13 protein-coding genes and 1 riboswitch are annotated in these 17,163 nt (G+C 65.7%); of the genes, 8 read left to right on the top strand and 5 right to left on the bottom strand.

Translation table 11 applies throughout. The features are described from left to right. The first annotated feature begins 7 nt into the window (after positions 1-7). Positions 8-1,099 (top strand): aldo/keto reductase, encoded by a 1,092-nt coding sequence (locus ACQPYS_RS11275; protein WP_433492540.1) that lies wholly within the window; start codon positions 8-10, stop codon positions 1,097-1,099. 93 nt (positions 1,100-1,192) lie between these two features. Here the strand turns inward: ACQPYS_RS11275 and ACQPYS_RS11270 are convergent, their stop codons facing one another. The 3 genes from ACQPYS_RS11270 to ACQPYS_RS11260 form a co-directional block, all read right to left on the bottom strand. After that, entirely contained in the window at positions 1,193-3,892 is a 2,700-nt protein-coding gene (locus ACQPYS_RS11270) for an ATP-binding protein (RefSeq protein ID WP_433492539.1), read from the bottom strand. A gap of 199 nt (positions 3,893-4,091) precedes the next feature. Then, the gene (locus ACQPYS_RS11265; RefSeq protein WP_433492538.1) at positions 4,092-5,111 is read right to left on the bottom strand and encodes an alpha/beta fold hydrolase; all 1,020 of its coding nucleotides are present in this window, start codon (positions 5,109-5,111) and stop codon (positions 4,092-4,094) included. 506 nt (positions 5,112-5,617) lie between these two features. After that, positions 5,618-6,205, bottom strand: coding sequence for an HYD1 signature containing ADP-ribosyltransferase family protein (locus ACQPYS_RS11260; protein ID WP_433492537.1), 588 nt, complete (start codon positions 6,203-6,205; stop codon positions 5,618-5,620). Between the two features lie 1,185 nt (positions 6,206-7,390). Then, positions 7,391-7,601, top strand: a riboswitch (cobalamin riboswitch). Between the two features lie 44 nt (positions 7,602-7,645). On the opposite strand from ACQPYS_RS11260, the gene ACQPYS_RS11255 reads away from it, so the two are divergent. The 6 genes from ACQPYS_RS11255 (at position 7,646) to ACQPYS_RS11230 (ending at position 13,510) form a co-directional block, all read left to right on the top strand. After that, the gene (locus tag ACQPYS_RS11255; RefSeq protein ID WP_433492536.1) at positions 7,646-8,764 is read left to right on the top strand and encodes a FecCD family ABC transporter permease; all 1,119 of its coding nucleotides are present in this window, start codon (positions 7,646-7,648) and stop codon (positions 8,762-8,764) included. Then, on the top strand, positions 8,764-9,534 hold the full coding sequence (locus ACQPYS_RS11250; RefSeq protein ID WP_431939043.1) for an ABC transporter ATP-binding protein: 771 nt from the start codon (positions 8,764-8,766) through the stop codon (positions 9,532-9,534). Before ACQPYS_RS11255 ends, ACQPYS_RS11250 begins: the two co-directional genes overlap by 1 nt. Next, positions 9,535-10,545: an ABC transporter substrate-binding protein gene (locus ACQPYS_RS11245; RefSeq protein WP_433492535.1), complete on the top strand. Its 1,011-nt coding sequence runs from the start codon at positions 9,535-9,537 to the stop codon at positions 10,543-10,545. A gap of 516 nt (positions 10,546-11,061) precedes the next feature. Further along, a complete protein-coding gene (locus ACQPYS_RS11240; RefSeq protein ID WP_433492534.1) occupies positions 11,062-11,676 on the top strand; it encodes a hypothetical protein in 615 nt (204 codons plus the stop codon). Positions 11,677-11,952: 276 nt separating this feature from the next. Next, positions 11,953-12,573 (top strand): sigma-70 family RNA polymerase sigma factor, encoded by a 621-nt coding sequence (locus ACQPYS_RS11235; RefSeq protein ID WP_433492533.1) that lies wholly within the window; start codon positions 11,953-11,955, stop codon positions 12,571-12,573. Positions 12,574-12,766: 193 nt separating this feature from the next. Next, a complete protein-coding gene (locus ACQPYS_RS11230; RefSeq protein ID WP_433492532.1) occupies positions 12,767-13,510 on the top strand; it encodes a DsbA family protein in 744 nt (247 codons plus the stop codon). Between the two features lie 44 nt (positions 13,511-13,554). Here the strand turns inward: ACQPYS_RS11230 and ACQPYS_RS11225 are convergent, their stop codons facing one another. Beyond that, positions 13,555-14,106 (bottom strand): hypothetical protein, encoded by a 552-nt coding sequence (locus ACQPYS_RS11225; RefSeq protein ID WP_433492531.1) that lies wholly within the window; start codon positions 14,104-14,106, stop codon positions 13,555-13,557. 332 nt (positions 14,107-14,438) lie between these two features. Here ACQPYS_RS11225 and ACQPYS_RS11220 point away from each other — a divergent pair, with 332 nt between their 5' ends. Beyond that, positions 14,439-15,452: a hypothetical protein gene (locus ACQPYS_RS11220; protein ID WP_431939049.1), complete on the top strand. Its 1,014-nt coding sequence runs from the start codon at positions 14,439-14,441 to the stop codon at positions 15,450-15,452. Between the two features lie 205 nt (positions 15,453-15,657). Here ACQPYS_RS11220 and xylB read toward each other — a convergent pair whose 3' ends face one another. Continuing rightward, positions 15,658-17,103, bottom strand: coding sequence for a xylulokinase (gene xylB / locus ACQPYS_RS11215; protein WP_433492530.1), 1,446 nt, complete (start codon positions 17,101-17,103; stop codon positions 15,658-15,660). Between the last annotated feature and the right edge of the window lie 60 nt (positions 17,104-17,163).

Below are 17,163 nucleotides of genomic sequence, written 5' to 3'. Positions count from 1 at the left end.
AACGACAATGACAACGATTTTCAACAATGGGAATGCGCTCGACTGCTACCGAACCCTGGGCAGATCGGGGTTGCGTGTCTCGCCGCTGGCACTCGGCACGATGGCCTTCGGCACCGACTGGGGCTGGGGAGCCGACAAGCTCGAGGCACGGCGCATCTTCGACGCCTACCTCACCCAGGGCGGCAATTTCCTGGACACGGCAGGCAACTACACCAACGGCACCGCCGAGGAATGGCTGGGCGAATTCGCCGCCGCCGATCGCGAGGCGCTCGTCCTGGCCACCAAGTACAGCCTGCTGCGGCGCCCGGTCGACCCGAACTCCGGCGGCAATCACCGCAAGAACATGATCGCCTCGGTCGAGGCCTCGCTACGCCGGCTCCGTACCGATTACCTCGACCTGCTCTACCTGCACATGTGGGACGACCTCACCCCACCGGAGGAGATCCTGCGGGCCATGGACGATCTGGTGCGGGCGGGCAAGGTGCTGTACATGGGCATCTCGAACACGCCCGCTTGGCAGATCGCACGGATGCAAACGATCGCCGATCTGCGCGGGTGGACACCGCTCATCGCCGTGCAACTGGAATACAACCTGACCGAACGCACCACCGAACACGACATGCTCCCGATGGCGCGCGAGTTGGGTCTCGGCGTGGTCGCCTGGTCGCCACTGGCCGGAGGTGTGCTCACCGGCAAGTACACCGAGGCCGATCTACCCGCGAGTTCCCCTCGACCGACACTGGGACATACCCGCCGAGATCTGATCGACGCCAACGGTGGCCTCACCGAACGGACACTGTCCATAGCGGCGACCGTGGTCCAGGTCGCCCGGCAACTCGGCCGGTCACCGGCGCAGGTGGCGCTCGCCTGGCTGTCGCATCGGCCCGGGGTCACAGCGCCTGTCCTCGGCGCCCGGACGCGCGCGCACCTCGACGACAGCCTCGGCGCACTGAACCTGGCCTTCGAAGACCATCATCTCGCCCGCCTCGAAGGTGCGTCCGCCACCGCGCCGGGATATCCGCACAACGTACTCGCCCGTCCGATGGCACGCCGGAGCATCTTCGGCGATATGCCGGTTCGACCAGGCCCCCTCGGCTGAACCGTCCCACCCCGATCACGACAGGAAATCACGTTGGCATTGTTCGATCACCGAACTCCGTGCAATCCTCCGAGACTACTGTCGGAACCTCGATCAGGAGGCGCCCTTGCGGTTGGGTCCGGGCGCGGTTCTCGGTCGTCGCGGTCCGGTTCGGTTACTACGGTTCCACCGTTCGTCTTCTTCACGAAGTTCGGGTAGACGGTCGTCCGGAACAAACTTCCGTATGTCATATCGTGAGGTGATCGCGAGTTTCCGTAGCACTGCGGCCAACTGCGCTTCCACGGTCCGCGGAGATGTGCCTCTTCGCGCGGCGATCATCGCATTGGTTGATCCCGCGGAGGCCAGGACAGCCACAGCCTGTTCGGCTTGTGAGAGTGCGTACCACGGCGAGCCGGGTTGTGTTACTTCATGGGATCCGGGGTTCGACTCGAGAAGCTTCTGTAATTCGCTCAGCCGAGGTGCCAGGCGCCGACCGGCCGCGTATGCCTTGTCGAAATTATCAGCTCCCAGAACCGAACGAACGGCGCGGGTGGTTCGATTGTTGCGCGCGACGAATTCGGACAGAATCTGCACCCCGAGGCCAATTCTTTCGTGCAAGATATCGAGCGCTCCGAGCAGGTGCGCCGTATAGCCGGCCTGACGGGCCAGCAGCCGTCGATCGGAGGCCTTCGAGGAGTTGTCGATCGTCTCGCCCCATGCCCATGCCTGCAATAGGGCGATCCACGCGAACTGGTCACCGAAGGGAACCCGATGGTCCTGTGCTTCGAGGATGAGATCCAGGGTCTTCGCCGGATCTCTGCGCTGGAGTGCGAGAAGCGCTTTGAGAAGATAAGCCCATACCACCTTCCACGATGACCCGTCCCGGACAGCGCTGGCGAGCATTTCGTCGACCAACTGCTGCACATGTTTCGGCGAGTCCAGCACGGTGACCGCTGCGCCCACAATGGCCGTCTCGGAAATCGCAGCAAAACCGGGCGAACAGTTTGCCAGTGCTTTGGTTCGCGCACTGGCCAGCAACGCCACTGCACGATCATCACGGTATACCGTCCACAAAACCATTCCCCAAGTGAATTCGACCGCTTCAGGAAGAGTCGAACGCGGCTCGGGTGCAGCTTGCTCGGTCGCGGAAAGCCCGCAGTCCGTCAGGCATTCGCGAAGCAGTTGCCCAGCCTCGTCGAGCATGCCTCGACGCAGGAGATCATAGCCGACCAGCGCCTGGGCCGACACTCGGGTACGGAGCGAGCACGTCGGCAGCGCCGCCGAATTCGCTAACGCGCGTTCGGTCCAGGATTGGATTTCCCGTATAGAGCTCGTGTGAGATATCGGTACCGGAAAATCGTGGATCGCCTTGCAGATATCCAGTCCCAGAAGAGCCTCGTCGGGGATGGCAAAGCTCGTTTGAACTCCGGTCATGATATTCGGCCAAGCCGCTTGGACCCATTCCAAGGTCTCACGTTCGCGAGGGCCTACCCACTCAACCGCTGCGCGCTGCAGTCTATCGTGGTAGTAATGCAGATGTCGGCGCATTAATTCGGTATCGTCGGCAACGGAGATTTCCGCGCGATGCGCTCTGAGTCGGTCCCGTGAGAATACGTGCAGACATTCCATCAAAGAATACCGGGCAGAGTCGCCCTTCAAATACACTGAGACGAGAGAACGGTCCACGAGCTGATCCAGCAACTGCGGAATCTCTTCGCCGGACAGATGCAGGGTGAAAGATCCTTCGACAGCACCGACGTCTTCTGTAGCGATCGAAATGTCTGAGCACACCGAAACGATCGCCTCCAGGTCTGCCCCCACCGCAGTGCTACCGCACTCCCCGTCCACACAATAACCTGCAGCGAAAACCGACATCCTCTCGAACAGGAGACGTTCTTTTTCGCTGCAGAGATCGTAGGACCATGCGATGACATCACCGATGCTGTGATGCCTGCGATCGCCGGCCGTACTCGGTCCGTGGCTCCAGCTCATACGTTGATCGTCCCCGCCCGCGCGCTGCAACTCCTGGAGGATCCCCTTCAGCGTTCGCCGCCGCAGCCGAGCAGCGGCCAGGCGAATGAATAGAGGATTATATTGCATGTGAGTGCAGATAGAATCCACGGTGGCCAGTTGAACAGCACCGGTCAGAGGGTGACCGAGAGCCTGTGCGCGATGCAGAAAAAGCTGCGACGCGTCCTGTGGTCGCAGTGGAGGCAGCTCGATCACATATTCGTCGCACCACCCGATGACCGTCCGGCTGGTCGCAAGGATCGTCAGTCGCGGCACCGCCTGTAACAGGTCGTCGACAACCGAACCCACACCGGCCAGCACATGCTCACAGTTGTCCAAAACCATTAATATACAGGCAGTCTCTGGTGTATCTTCCGGCGAAGACAGCGCGGCGATCGCCGCATCCCATGCCGAACGTCCCGAAACATCCGGCCCGGCCACCGATCGAACGATCTCGTCGGTAATCGCACTGCGACCAGCCTCTTGGGGAAGATGCGCGAGCCGTACCCAGTACACCGGGTCGGATTCAACCTCATGATAGTGCCGCACGGCTTCCGCGGCCAGCCGTGTTTTCCCTACCCCTCCGGCTCCGATCAAAGTTATCAGCCGGGCAGAGGTCATCATCAAACCCAGTATCCGATCCAGCTCATCGGCTCGGCCGACGAAACTATCACTCACCTCGACGCGTCGGCCCGCTCGTGCTCTCGCCGCCATGACCGAAAGAATACTGTCGGTACCGAACCATATCGAGCGGACGGATTTCGACCGGCGCGCCGCATCGACCGAGCCCCGACTGCTGACCATCGATGACGCAGTGCCGCCGGCGCCGAGCCGTGCGATACATGGCCTGAAGCGGTGCAGAATGCGCCGTACCCGCCCTCAGCGCGTTCGGCCGCGCGATCGAAGATCGCTAGCAGTGTCCGCCCCGGCTCGACCGCACTCGCGCGCTGCATACCTCGTGCAGGTCGACAAGGGCCACCGGTAACGCAGCACTCTTCCGGGCTCACCAGGCGTCGAGCCCTGACAGCCTCGTCCACTGATCGACGTCGGTGAGGATGGGTGCCCCAGTGAAACGATCGGAGGATGCGCTGGTCGGGAAGAGGGCCAGATCCTCCCGACCGGACAGCCATGCGTAAGCACCCGGCTTGATCTCGATAGCACTCAGATGACCGACGTCACCGCTGGGCACCGAATACACCTTCACCTGCTCCTGCGGCAATGCTGCGGCGATCGCGTGTGCATGGGCGGAAGGTGTGTGTCCATCCCCTTCTGGGGTCCAGATCATGGTCTGGCATCTGATGGCCTCGAAGTCGATCCCCGAGGGCCTGCCCATATTGGTCCGCACATCCTCTTTCCAAGCATCGGCTCCATTTTCCCTCAAAGCTTCGGTGTACATTGCGCAGAGGCTCTCCGCGTTTCTGGCCACAACCTCCCTATCCTTATCGCCGAGTTCATCCCAGTCGGTACCTATGATCTTTGTCGGATCAGTGGGGTGATTATTGAAATTTGCTATCTTGTCGTCGCACGCAGCTATACTCTGCGCGATCTTGATATCGTCCGAGGCCGAGAGGTCCAATCCGGCCTGCTGGTCCATTCCCTTGAAATACCCACTTTTCATCACATCGGGCGGCGCGAGAGGGACGAGCAGTGCGAGCCGCGTGACCCGGTCCGGCAGGCCGGCCGCTGCCGCCGCCGCGTGCGGAGCGCCGCCCGACCTACCCACGACAGCGAATTCACTGATCCCGAGATGGTCGGCGATCGCCCGGACATGCCCGGCGGAATCGGCAACGATCAACCCCGGCTGTAGGTCCGAGCCACCGTAACCCGGGCGATCGTAGGTGATCAGCCGGACGTTCACGCGATCGAGGAGTTCGGGCGGGGCGGTGTCCACTCGACTGCCCGGCGTTCCGTGGATCTGGATTATCGGTGTCCCGTCCTCCGGCCCCTCGGTACGGCACTGCAATCTCTTTCCGTTGGGAAGAGTGACAACGAAATCGCCAGGGTGCTGTCCGCCGCCCCGCATTCCGGGTGGTCCACCACCGGAGCCGGCGCCCCCGGAACTATCGCATCGGGGTTCGCGGTCGCCGCCGGCGCTCGTCCCGCTATGCGTGGGCGATAGCCTGTGCGATGCACTGGGTTCGCCGGTACGGGACTGTCGAAATCGATCGGCGCCGGTGAACTCGGCCACCGCCCACGGAAGATTCTCTCGCCCCGCGACTCCGGAAGGTTTCGCGAATATGCGCGCGTAGTCGCCCGCAACTGCCGACATCCTGTCGCGAGCAGTCGAAATCAGACTGCAAGCCCTGTTTCCCAACATGATATCGGCCATTTAGCGCCGCAACCCCGACGACGGCGGACTTTCATGTAGAACAGCATATTTCAGGACGACCAGGACACCCCGGGCCGCTCGCAGCGAGCGATGCACCTGCCCGGCCGACCACTGAAAGCTTCCAGGTCGACATCGATCGAATCCCCTGCGAACCTCGAGAACCACGCGTGGTCTGGTCGCCTGTGCAACGACGAGACCTTTCACGGAAGGAAGACCGGGTTCTCACCGGCGTCGACGACAAGTCGGTCGATGCGCAATGATCGGCGATTGCGGATCAGATAGTTCGTGCTGTCGCCCATATCGACGATCTTTCTCTTCGGCAAGTGCGCCACATCAATCGCTATGTAGTGGGAAAGCCTTACTCCGAGGCCGAGGATGTCCGCCAGATCTACATCGCTTCGAGTACCCGGCTCGATCGTTGTCAGGAATTGCCCTGGTGGATCATCGAGTCCCCGCCGCGATGGGCGAAGCTTGCCGCTCCTCAGGATTTCTTTCAAACCTTCGTCGGAAGTATAGTGATACATGATCCGCTCTGGGCGATTACCGAATTTCGGATGAGCGGACCTGTTCGCAGAGCCGCCGTGCGATGAGCCCTCCCGCTCGGACGTCCCGTCCCTCCGAAAGAGCGTACTTGCTTCTTGACTACTTGCGGTCACCACATGAGCCGACTCGAAACCGAAGTGCGCGCATCGGCGCATATTTCGCACGATAGCGCTGCTCGCAAGGCCGAAAGTCCTGGTGGCATCCCCCGCGATTGTCGCCATCATCCTCTTCAGCACTTGCTGCATCGTGGGACCATACCTCTCGTATAACTCTTCGGTACCGGCCGACGTTGTTCGAACAGGAAACTTTTCAGGTATCGGTCGAGGCGTTCGAGCCGCTGGTCCGATACTTTCGCCGGACGATTCGGCGCCGGTTGGGATTCCATTGCCCATCCGAGGCGCGAACACACTCCCTGCAACGCACCGATACTCGTGCAGAAAGCTCGGCCCGGCCACGAGAACGGCCATCGCCGAAGCTGCGAAGAGGCTTGTATCTTCGAGGAGGTCGCTCCGCCGAACGACGAAGTCGGCTCGCGTTGTCCACGGCCGCATGCAGATGGTCTCCGGCGAGATCGGATCCGGTCGAGCCATCGACGAGAACAGCGATGAGGTCGCACCCATGGCGGTAACCGGAAGGGTCCGCGATGACATCAGGATTCGAGAGACGATGAGTCCCGTGAACTCCTCTGCGATATCCATCGACCGCCGCCGTGCTGGTCGGTCCGTCCGCATGCTGTCCGACATTGTTGTCGGGTCGGTAAATCAACCCTGTCCTGCCTTCAGCTGTCGGTTTACCCGGCTCATGCGGAGATGACGTCCAGCAAACCTCTGTGTGGTGGTTTCGCGGCCGCCATGAGTTGTGCGGCGCCGCAGATCAAGCATGATGTATCCGGCGGTCGGCTCGCATCCGTAGCCGAATAGGTACTACTGACACCGGCCCCTTAGCAATCCAGCCGAATTTGGTTATGTGATCGGCGTCTGCGCTGGTAGTGAGCTTTCCGGGCTCGGTCTTGGTGCCAACGGCACACAGTGGGGCCGGGCGGGCTGGATCGAATGCCTCCCGGCCTGCCTATTCGACGCCGACCTGACCGCCGCAACCACCGGGGCAGGTGGGTGATCTTCGATCGCCACGCCGGGGACCCCGAGCGCCCAGTCGCCTGGCACTGCTTGCGGCTCAAAGGAACCGGGATCCTGGAGGCTGGGGCGGTGTGGTGTTCGATCAATGACGCAATGGTGGTCCGATCAGCCGCGCTACAGTCGAGGGTTGCCGGCACCTTCCACCACCGCGCGGCGACGACTGTATACGTAGTCCCCGCCTCGGCTTCTCCGAAGCCGGGGACCGGAGGCTTCCGGCGCGGGGGCCGGTGCTCCGAAAGCAGCGGCCGCTACGTAGCCGGAGGGCGAGAGACGGACGGCCCGCGGGTCCGAATGCTAGTGTGACCAAGCGCTGGTTGCCGCTCGTCCCTGGACGCGTGGCTCGCAAGAGGGAATCCGGTGGGAATCCGGAGCTGCCCCGCAGCGGTATGTGGAAACGACCGCGGTCATCAGCACTGGGCGCCCCGCCCGGGAAGCGACCGCCAGTAGGCGACGCCGGTCGGCGTCATGTCCGCGAGTCCGAAGACCTGCCCGCGTGGTCGTGCCGGCGGCGCGGCCTGTTGTCGACTCCGAGGGAGCGGTTGACGAGGTATGGGTCCGTGCGCCAGTCGCCTGCCTGCGCGCCCGTTTCGAGACGGTGCGGGTAGTGCAGGGCCGAAGAGAACTGTCGAGAAGCAGCGGCTCCCGATCGCCGTGCTGGTCCCCGGCTTGATCGCGGTACTGGCGGTGGTCTCCGTCCTGGCGTTGACGCTGGGCGCGGCGCACGTCCCCTGGCGGGACGCGGTCTGGTTCCTGTGGGCCGAGCTCAGCGGCGCCACCGTGGTCGCCGACGATATCGCCGACTACCGGATCGTCATCGACTCGCGGCTGCCCCGGGTACTGTTGGCCGCCCTGGTCGGGGCCGGGCTCGGCGGGGTGGGACTGCTGGTGCAGGCCATGGTCCGCAACCCGCTCGCCGACCCCTATGTGCTCGGGATTTCGTCGGGCGCCTCGGTGGGCGCGACCGCGGTCGTACTCTTCGGGGTCTTCGGCGCGCTCGGGATCTACGCACTGTCCACCGCGGCCTTCGCCGGGGCGCTGGCCGCCACAGTGCTCGTCTATCTGATGGCCCGCTCGGCCTCCGGGCTGGTACCGCTGCGGCTGGTGCTCACCGGCACCGCCCTCGGCTACGGCTTCTCCGCGGCGACGACGGTGCTGGTGTTCCTCGCCCCGCACGGGGATGCGGCCCGTTCGGTGATGTTCTGGCTACTCGGGAGCCTGGCCGGGGCCACCTGGCACATGGTGCCCCTCATCGCCACGGTCGCCGTGATCGGACTGGCGGTGATCACCGTGTACGCACGGCACCTCAACGCGCTGTCGATGGGCGACGAGGTCGGTGCCGCACTGGGCATGAACCCGTCCCGGTTCCGGCTGCTCCTGTTCGTGGTCTCCGCCGCGATGACGGGCTGCTTCGTCGCGATATGCGGGGCGATCGGCTTCGTCGGTCTGGTGGTCCCGCATATCGCCAGACTGCTGGTAGGCGCCGACCATCAGCGACTCACCGTCGTGACGCCCTTACTGGGCGCGGTGTCCCTGGTGACGGCGGACCTGCTGGCGCGGACCCTCATACCTCCGCAGGAGCTGCCGCTGGGCGCGATCACCGCCGCGGTGGGAGTGCCGGTGTTCGTGCTGCTGATGCGCCGCCGCGGAGCCCTGGTGGAGCACAGCTGATGCGGGTCGACTACGAGAAGGTCACGGTCGAGTTCGACGGTACGACGGTCGTCGAGGCGGTGACCCTGGCCGCCGGGCCGGGCCAGTTCCTCGGCATCGTGGGGCCCAACGGCAGTGGTAAGTCCACCCTGCTGCGCTGCCTCTACCGCGCGTTGTCCCCGACGACGGGACGGGTTCTGGTCGATGGGACGGATATCGCGGCGATCAGCATGCGGGAGAACGCCCGCCAAATCGCGGCGCTCACTCAGGATACGAGTACTCCGTTCGATTTCACCGCGGCCGAGGTCGTGGCCACCGGGCGCCTGCCACATACCGCGCTGCTGCGCGGCACGCGGCGACGCGACCGGGAGATCTGCGCCGCGGCGATGGAAACAGCCGATATCGGACATCTCGCGGCGCGCGGCTTCCTGTCGCTGTCGGGCGGTGAGCGCCAACGGGTCCTGATCGCGCGGGCGCTCGCCCAGCAGCCGCGAGTGCTCGTCCTGGATGAGCCGACGAACCACCTCGACGTCCACCACCAGTACAGCGTGCTGTCCGCGGCACGGGGACTGGGCATCACCGTGATCGCGGCACTGCACGACCTGAATCTGGCTGCCCAGCACTGTGATCGGATCTTCGTCCTGCACGGGGGCCGGCTCGTCTGTTCGGGCCGCCCGCACGAGGTGATCACCGCGGAGACGATCACCCGTTGGTTCTCGATCGGCGGCCATATCGTGACGCACCCCAGGCTGGGCGTCCCGCAGATCATCTTCGACGAAAAGGAACAGTAGATGAGATCGTCCCGGCTGATCACGGCGATCGCCCTCGCGTGCGTACTCGGCACGACAGCGTGCGGCGCCGATGTGCAGGAAGCTCCGAAGAACGCGAGCGGCGAGTCGGTGACCGTCACCAACTGCGGCGCCCCGCTCACCGTCGACGGCATCCCCGAGCGAGTGGTCACCAACGACACCGGGATCACCGAGATGATGCTCGCCCTCGGCCTGGCCGATCGCCTGGTCGGCTACACCAGCCACCCCGGCAAGGAACGCGATATCGCCAGTTCACCGTGGAAGGCCGAGTTCGAGCGCGTAACGCCACTGGGTGACGCCTTCACCCGCGAGGTCGTCCAGGCCGCCGACCCCGATTTCGTCTTCGCCGGCTGGAACTACGGCTTCAAGGAGACCACCGGCCTCACCCCGGACTGGGTGCGCTCGATCGGCGCGGTCCCGTACCAGCTGACCGAAGCATGCCGACAGCCCGGAACCACCCGCCGGGGGGTGATGGAACCGCTCGACGCCCTCTACGCCGACCTCACCAATCTCGGCGAGATCTTCGATGTGCGCGAGAAGGCCGACGACCTCGTCGCGCAATACCGCGACCAGGTCGCCGCGGCCGGTAACGGTGCACCGGCCGGAAAGGATCCGGCCCGGGTGTTCCTGTTCGACAGCGCCACACCGGAACCGTTCACCTCCGGCCGCACCGCCGCACCGTCACAGATCATCCGGAGAGCAGGTGGTACGAACATCTTCGACGACCTGAACGACTCGTGGACCACCACCTCGTGGGAGGCCGCGGCCCAGCGGGATCCGCAGGCGATCGTGATCGTCGACTACGGCGCGGGTCCGCAGAACTCGGTGCAGGCCAAGATCGAGCAATTGCGCGCCCACCCGCTGATGGCCGGCACTACAGCGGTCCGTGAGAACAACATCATCGCCCTGCCCTACGCCGCACTGGTCGAAAGCCCCCGCAACCCACAGGCGGTGGTCACCGTCGCGGACTTCCTCCGCTCCAAAGGCTACTGAGAGCACCGATCGAATCCGGCCACGGTGACCGGGCATACGACCATCTCGGGTGGACGGCCGGGGAATACGCCCGCCACCTCGCATACGAGAGCTACCTCACTTCTGCACGGTCACGGAACCACCCACCCGGCCACGCCGACTACTGATCTGCGGCGGGCGAACGTCCGACGGACCTCCGGAGAGACGGGATGGATATCGGGATGCTCTCGGCGCGGACGGTGTGGGTCGGCGTGACGGCTGTCGCGGTGGCCGGTGCCACGATATCGGCTGGCGAGATGCCCCACGCCGCGGCCGATACCGCCTGTCCAGGGCTCGTCCAAAGCACTCTGCTAAAGCCTGCTCCGAGCACTCGCCACGGTGGCCGGCGCAGTCACCGCCGGCGCGCTGGTGTACACCGTGTGCTGCACCGAGACCACCGGCCGTGAACGGATCGGGGCGGCTGCGACGTTTCACTCCGCCCGGTCCCCCGCCCCAGACCACCGCTGTTCCGGAAAAGGTGCGACGATAGCGATCACCATGATCAGTCCAGCGCACCGCTCCCCGCTCACCCGGGCGTGCCGTGCGTGGATCTTCGCGCTGATCTGTGTCCTGCTCTCGGCGTCGGGCCACGCCCTGACTTCCGCTCATTCCATTTCCCTGTCGACCCTCGGTCTCGCAGTCGGCTTCTGCGCAGCCTTCGCCTGGTCCGTCGCCGACCGGCAACGCGGTCTGCTCCCGATCACCGCGGGGCTGCTGGCCGGACAGGGTGTCCTGCACCTGTGGTTCGCCGCCGCCCCCGCCGGGGGATATACCGGCCACGCCGCGACCACCGCCCGGCCGACCGCGACCGGCACACCGGCCATGCTGGCAGCGCACTGCCTCGCCGCCGTGCTGTGCGGCCTCTGGCTGTGGTGGGGCGAGCGCACTGCCTTCACGCTCACCGCGACGCTGTACACCCGGATCGTGCTGCCCCTGCTGCTGCTCGTCCCGCCGATGCCGCCCACGGCCGCCGCGGTTGTCGCGCGTCCCCCGGCCGAACTCGGTACGCCGGCCACCGGCGTCGAATTCCTGCGCCACGCGATGGCCCGCCGGGGCCCACCGGGCGGATTTCCAGCACTATCCAGAATCCGTCGTGACACAGTGACCGGCTGAGCTGCTCGGGAATTCTTCCGGGACGCCGCTGGACGCTCGCCTGTGTACGGCGGGTGTCCCGTCACCGGCGCAGCGGCGACGCGGTCTCGCGACTCCGTCGGCGCGCCGAGCAGGCACGCGGGCGGACTCCCATGTGACCGCGTGACCGCGCCCGCGTCCCGACCAGAGAACTCGTCGCTATGAATACGCATCCTCGCGTGCTGCCCGGGCCCGGGCAGCACTACCGACCACCTTCCGGCCTCGTGCGACACACCGGCCCCGACCCGGTACGCCGTCATGCCCTCGGATGAGGAGCTGACCGCGCTGGCGCTGGCCGCAGGCGCGGGCGACCGCACCGCCCTGGCCGAGTTCATCGGCTGCACCCAGACCGATGTGTGGCGCTTCGTCGCCCATCTGACCGACGTGCAATCCGCCGACGATCTCACCCAGGAAACCTTCCTGCGCGCGCTGGGCAGTCTGCCGCGGTTCGCCGGACGGTCGACGGCCCGTACCTGGCTGCTCTCGATCGCCCGGCGGGCGGTGATCGACCGGCTGCGCAACGCTTCGTCCCGTCCGCGGACCAGCGGCGGCGCTGACTGGGAGACCGCGATAGACCAGCGACGCGACCGCCACGACAGCGATATCGGCGAGGACATGGTGGTGGCCGACCTGCTGCACCATCTCCCGGCCGACCGCCGCGAGGCGTTCGTACTGACCCAGCTTCTCGGACTCAGTTACGCCGAGGCCGCGCAGACCGCCGATTGCCCGGTCGGCACCATTCGCTCCCGGGTCGCGCGGGCCAGGGAAACACTGGTCGAACTCTGGCAAGGCGTGGGCACGGATTCCACCGTGGTCTACGCCTTCCCCCGCGAGCGGAGAGGCGAAGCGCCGCCGGTGCAGTTCGCCCGGGCACGCTGACCAGCGAGCCGAGCCCAGCAGACCTCGAAGCAACCGGTGGGCGGCGGGTGCCGCTCACCGGCTGCTCCCGAGCCGCGCACTTCGCGGCACGGTCCGACCGGCCCCTTCCCATCCCGGCCGCCGGATCAGTCGTAGCCGGACCGAACACAACCAGCAAGGCCCACCCACCCGAAGCACAGACAAGGAGCTCGTCATGAGCGCACAGAAGAAACGGAAGAATTCGCCGTCGTCGATGCACCAACCGGACCGCACCCGGCGGATCCTTGTACAACTGGCGGTCGCCGCGGTCCTCGTCGGACTCATCGCCGCCATCGGCATCAATATCGCGATGAAGAAGGCCGCGCGTGACGACCCCGGCCCCACCCCCGCTATCGCCGCCGCGCCGGAATCGAACCCGAACGGTCTCGCCGCGACCCTCACCGACACCGGGACGATCAGGATCGGACGACCCTCGGCGGCGAGAACGGTCCGGTTGGTGGCGGATCTGCAATGCCCGGCCTGCCGGCAGTTCGAGGCGGCCTACGGTCCGCTGCTGACCACTGCGGTGAACGCGGGAACCGTGGCCGCCGAATACGACATCATCGCCTTTCTCGATCACGCTTCCTCTACCGAGTACTCGACCCGCGCCGCGAACGCCTCGTTCTGCGCCGCCTCCGCCGATCCCATCGCCTACCCCGGCTGGCTGAAGACCATGTTCGAACACCAGCCCCCGGAAGGCGGCGACGGCCTTTCGGACAGCACACTCGTCGAGGTCGCCAAAGGCGCCGGCTACACGGATCCGGGTTTCGCGCAGTGCGTGACCGACCGCACCTACGCCAAGTTCGTCCGGTCCCGCACACTCGACGTGCTCGACAGCGGTATCCAGTCCACCCCCTCGGCCTTCCTCGACGGCAACCCGATCGAGCCCGGCGAACTCCCCGAGGCACTCGAGTCCTGAGGCGATACCCGTGACGACCCGGCCCGGACATCGTGTGCGGACCGCTATCCGCCGTACGCCCGCGGCCGGGTCGCGGCGGGCCGCGCCCGCCGGGCCATACGGCACTCCGGCTGCGAATCAGCCAGCGGCCTCAGCGCCGAACCCGCCCAGCCGACCAGCAGTACCATTTCGCACGCCGCCATGGCCCCGAACCACCCCGCACCGGAGTTCACTCCACCGGTCCGCAGAATCCAGAACGCCAGCACCGACAGCGCCGCACCCACCCCCGCCGTAAATGCCGCGAAACAAGCCCAGGAGAAGCGGCGGGCGACGATCCCGCCGAGAGCCGAAAGGGTGACAACACCGGAAACCAGCAGCGAAAGCAGCGGCAGCAGCGGCTTTTCCGCCGTCAGCGCGGCAGAGGACGCGGCGGCGACCGACAGCACAAGGCCGACTGCGGCCACCGACAGGACCAGCACCAGCCGCCGGCTCAGGAACATCTCGTCCAGCACCGACCGTTCGATGCCACGCAGGGCTCTCTCGGTATCGCACAGCCAAAGCGCGGTCACCTCGTCACTGTCACTCACCGGTCCCCCGTCCCACTCCTGGAATGTCACACGCAGAGTGTCGTCGCCGCGCAGCCGAAAGTTCCATTCCGACACGATTCGTTGCGGAGAGCCACGGCGGGCAGGCCGGACCGGAAGCCCCGGGCCCGATTCGTCCAGTCGAGCGGGAACTTTCCGGGATGCTGCCGCGACTACTCACCGTAAGGGCAAGTGAGGGGGCCCGGAGAGTGAGGGTTTGCGTAATGCCGGATCAGGTGTCGAAGTTGCCGGAACAGAACGAAACGGAAAGAGACCGACCTCTGACCGGGTGCGGGGAGCCCGCACGAGAACGACGGCCCGGCCTATGGTCGCGGCGGCGGCCGCTACGAGGACACGAGTCATCGATGAGTACTGTCAGAACACGTACGAAATTCGATACGCGCGAACTCCGCGCGGATCTGCGCACCGCCCGCATCGACGCCACCATCGCCTTGTTCATCACCTTGGTGGTGTTCGGTTGGCTCTATTACCGCGTCGCCGCCGGCACTTCGCCGACCATTGTGGTCATGCCCGATCTGGCAGACCCCGGCAGGTACTGGATGTACTGGATGTGCCAAGCCTTCGGCTGGACAGGGCTGCTCTGGGCGTGGATCACTGTCGTCCTCGGTTTGCTGCGCAGCAGTCGCAGTCCGAGGTGGTTACCGGTCCCGCAGCGCAGTATCGAGAAATGGCATCGCGCTACCAGTTTGACCACCATCGGGTTGATGTTCGTCCACGCCGCGTGGTTGTTCGCCGAATTCGTCCGCGAGTACTCCGCGACTGCGGGCATCACCGAATCGGTGTGGCGCGCATTCGTCGATACCTTCGTCCCCTCGGCCTATTCCAGTGGAACGGGGAAGGTCGCCATTTTCATCGGGCTGCTGGCGTTGTACCTGGCGATACCGCTCGGCCTGGCCTTCTATTCCCGCCGCTGGCTACGCCCCGTCGTCTGGCGGGCTCTGCACGCTTCTATCATCGTCGTCTACGCCCTGAGCAGCTGGCATACGCTGCTCTACGGCACCAATGTCTGGTACGAGGGATCTTTCCGCACACTGGTGTGGTCGATGCAGCTTCCCATTGCCGCGCTCGTCCTCTACCGGCTCGGCAACCTGCCCCCGAGCCGGCAACGAACTCGGGCGACCATCGCGTTCCGCTCGGTCGCGGGGCTTTTCGTCCTCGGATTCATCGCGGTGGTCTGCGCCGCCGTCATCAGCGGGCACGACGGTGGCCGGACAGCCGGTGTGGCGGGCCTCGGCCTCAATGTCACCAAGGCGAACGTTTGGTGGGGACTGGCGGCATTTCTGGTCACGGTCGCCTTGGCCGTGGGTCGGGTACGGCGACTCCGCAGAACCGCGCTCACCGGCTTGGTGAATCCGTAACCGATCGCGGTTACGGCGTCGACCAGGTCGGTCGGCAGTTCGTCCAAGACGAACGCTTCCGGTTCCCGGGCCATCGACACCACCTCCACCGGCAGGATCACCGACGACAAGCAGCAGCGCAAACCGACACCCGGCCGGGTCGCCGCAGGTCGAGATCGATCTCGCCGACGCCGTAGAGATCGAACCCCGGCATCGCTCGACAACACTAGAAACCGGCGACCGCGGCGGCAACTCGCCGATAACGGGCGAGAACCCCTGAGTTTCTCTGTGCGGTGTAGGTTCCGATGTCGGACACCGGCCAGAGCGGTGGCTGGTCTCCGCCGGACAGTACCCAGGCCGCTTGCCGCGCGGCACCGTCGGCAACGTATTCGCCGGGCTGCGGGACATGCACGGGGACCCCGAGTACGGACGGAGCGATTTCACGTACCGCGGCCGACCGGGCGCCACCGCCGACGAGTGTGATCCGCTCGATCGACACATTCTGTCCACGAACAGCTTCCAATGCGTCAGCCATCAGGCACAGCAAACCCTCGACCGCTGCGCGCGCGAAGTTCTCCCTTGTCATGGCGGACAAAGTCATGCCCTCGAGCACGCCGGTGGCATGGGGAAGATTCGGGGTCCGCTCTCCTTGAAGGTAAGGCACATGGACCATTCCGCCCGATCCCGGAGCGGCGCCCAGTGCCAGCGCGTCGAAGTCGTCGTGGTTCACGCCGAGTACCGAGGCCATGCTGTCGATGATCCGGGTGGCGTTGAGTGTGCAGACCAGCGGCAGGAATCTGCCGGTGGCATCAGCGAAACCGGCCACCGAGCCGGTGGAATCGACCGATCGATGGTCCGAAACCGCGGCCACCACACCGGAGGTTCCCAGAGAAAGGAAAACTCGGCCGACATCCAATCCGAGCCCTAACGCCGCCCCGGCATTGTCACCGCACCCGGGCCCGACAACCGTGCGGGAAAGGCCGAGTCGAGAACATCCCGTGCCGGCCCGCTCATCGGGACCGTGGACGCGGGGCAGCGATATGGGGCGCACCTCTTCCTCGCGGCGCCGCAGAGCCAGTGCGAGCAGGTCACGTCGGTAGGATCCCGACACCGCATCGAAGTAACCGGTCCCCGATGCGTCGGAGCGGTCGGTCACCAGATCGTCCAGGGACCCGGCGCCGCGCAGGCGCCAGGTGAGCCAGTCGTGCGGCAACGCCACCGCCGCGATTCGAGCGGCATTGCCGGGCTCGTGGTCCACCAGCCACCGCAGTTTGGTGACGGTCAGTGATGCCACCGGCACCGTGCCGACAGCCTCGACCCAGCGGCGAGCGCCGAGCGCATGGTCGCCCGCACCGAGTTCCCGGATGAGCGCGTCGGCCGCGCCGGCCGACCGCGTGTCATTCCATAGCAGGGCGGGCCGGATGACCCGGCCGTCCGTGTCGAGGCACACCATGCCGTGCTGCTGTCCGCCGATCGACACCGCAGCCACGTCGTCGAGCCCGCCTGCTCGCTCGAGGGCGAGCTGTAACGCATTCCACCAGTGCTCCGGGTCGATCTCGGTACCCGGCGGGTGTTCTGCGGCACCGTGGCGGACCAGTCGGCCGGAGTCGGCGTCGCGCACCACGACCTTGCATGTCTGTGTCGAGGAATCCACCCCTGCCACCAGCGTCATCGAATCCCCTCGGCCGGACAGGTATCCGAGTGCACGCTGTCGCATACACACGAAGCCGCT

The sequence above is a fragment of the Nocardia grenadensis genome, assembly GCF_050942415.1.
GTDB classification, from domain to species: Bacteria; Actinomycetota; Actinomycetes; order Mycobacteriales; family Mycobacteriaceae; genus Nocardia; species Nocardia grenadensis.
This window is presented reverse-complemented; position numbering and strand designations above follow the sequence as displayed.

Excerpts from the sequence above, each read along its gene's own strand:
- ACQPYS_RS11260 (WP_433492537.1), bottom strand. The coding sequence starts at position 6,205 with ATGCAGCAAGTGCTGAAGAGGATGATGGCGACAATCGCGGGGGATGCC.
- ACQPYS_RS11255 (WP_433492536.1), top strand. The coding sequence starts at position 7,646 with ATGGGTCCGTGCGCCAGTCGCCTGCCTGCGCGCCCGTTTCGAGACGGT.
- xylB (WP_433492530.1), bottom strand. The coding sequence starts at position 17,103 with ATGACGCTGGTGGCAGGGGTGGATTCCTCGACACAGACATGCAAGGTC.
- ACQPYS_RS11230 (WP_433492532.1), top strand. The coding sequence starts at position 12,767 with ATGAGCGCACAGAAGAAACGGAAGAATTCGCCGTCGTCGATGCACCAA.
- ACQPYS_RS11240 (WP_433492534.1), top strand. The coding sequence starts at position 11,062 with ATGATCAGTCCAGCGCACCGCTCCCCGCTCACCCGGGCGTGCCGTGCG.
- ACQPYS_RS11270 (WP_433492539.1), bottom strand. The coding sequence starts at position 3,892 with ATGGTCAGCAGTCGGGGCTCGGTCGATGCGGCGCGCCGGTCGAAATCC.
- ACQPYS_RS11275 (WP_433492540.1), top strand. The coding sequence starts at position 8 with ATGACAACGATTTTCAACAATGGGAATGCGCTCGACTGCTACCGAACC.
- ACQPYS_RS11245 (WP_433492535.1), top strand. The coding sequence starts at position 9,535 with ATGAGATCGTCCCGGCTGATCACGGCGATCGCCCTCGCGTGCGTACTC.
- ACQPYS_RS11235 (WP_433492533.1), top strand. The coding sequence starts at position 11,953 with ATGCCCTCGGATGAGGAGCTGACCGCGCTGGCGCTGGCCGCAGGCGCG.
- ACQPYS_RS11265 (WP_433492538.1), bottom strand. The coding sequence starts at position 5,111 with ATGCGGGGCGGCGGACAGCACCCTGGCGATTTCGTTGTCACTCTTCCC.
- ACQPYS_RS11250 (WP_431939043.1), top strand. The coding sequence starts at position 8,764 with ATGCGGGTCGACTACGAGAAGGTCACGGTCGAGTTCGACGGTACGACG.
- ACQPYS_RS11220 (WP_431939049.1), top strand. The coding sequence starts at position 14,439 with ATGAGTACTGTCAGAACACGTACGAAATTCGATACGCGCGAACTCCGC.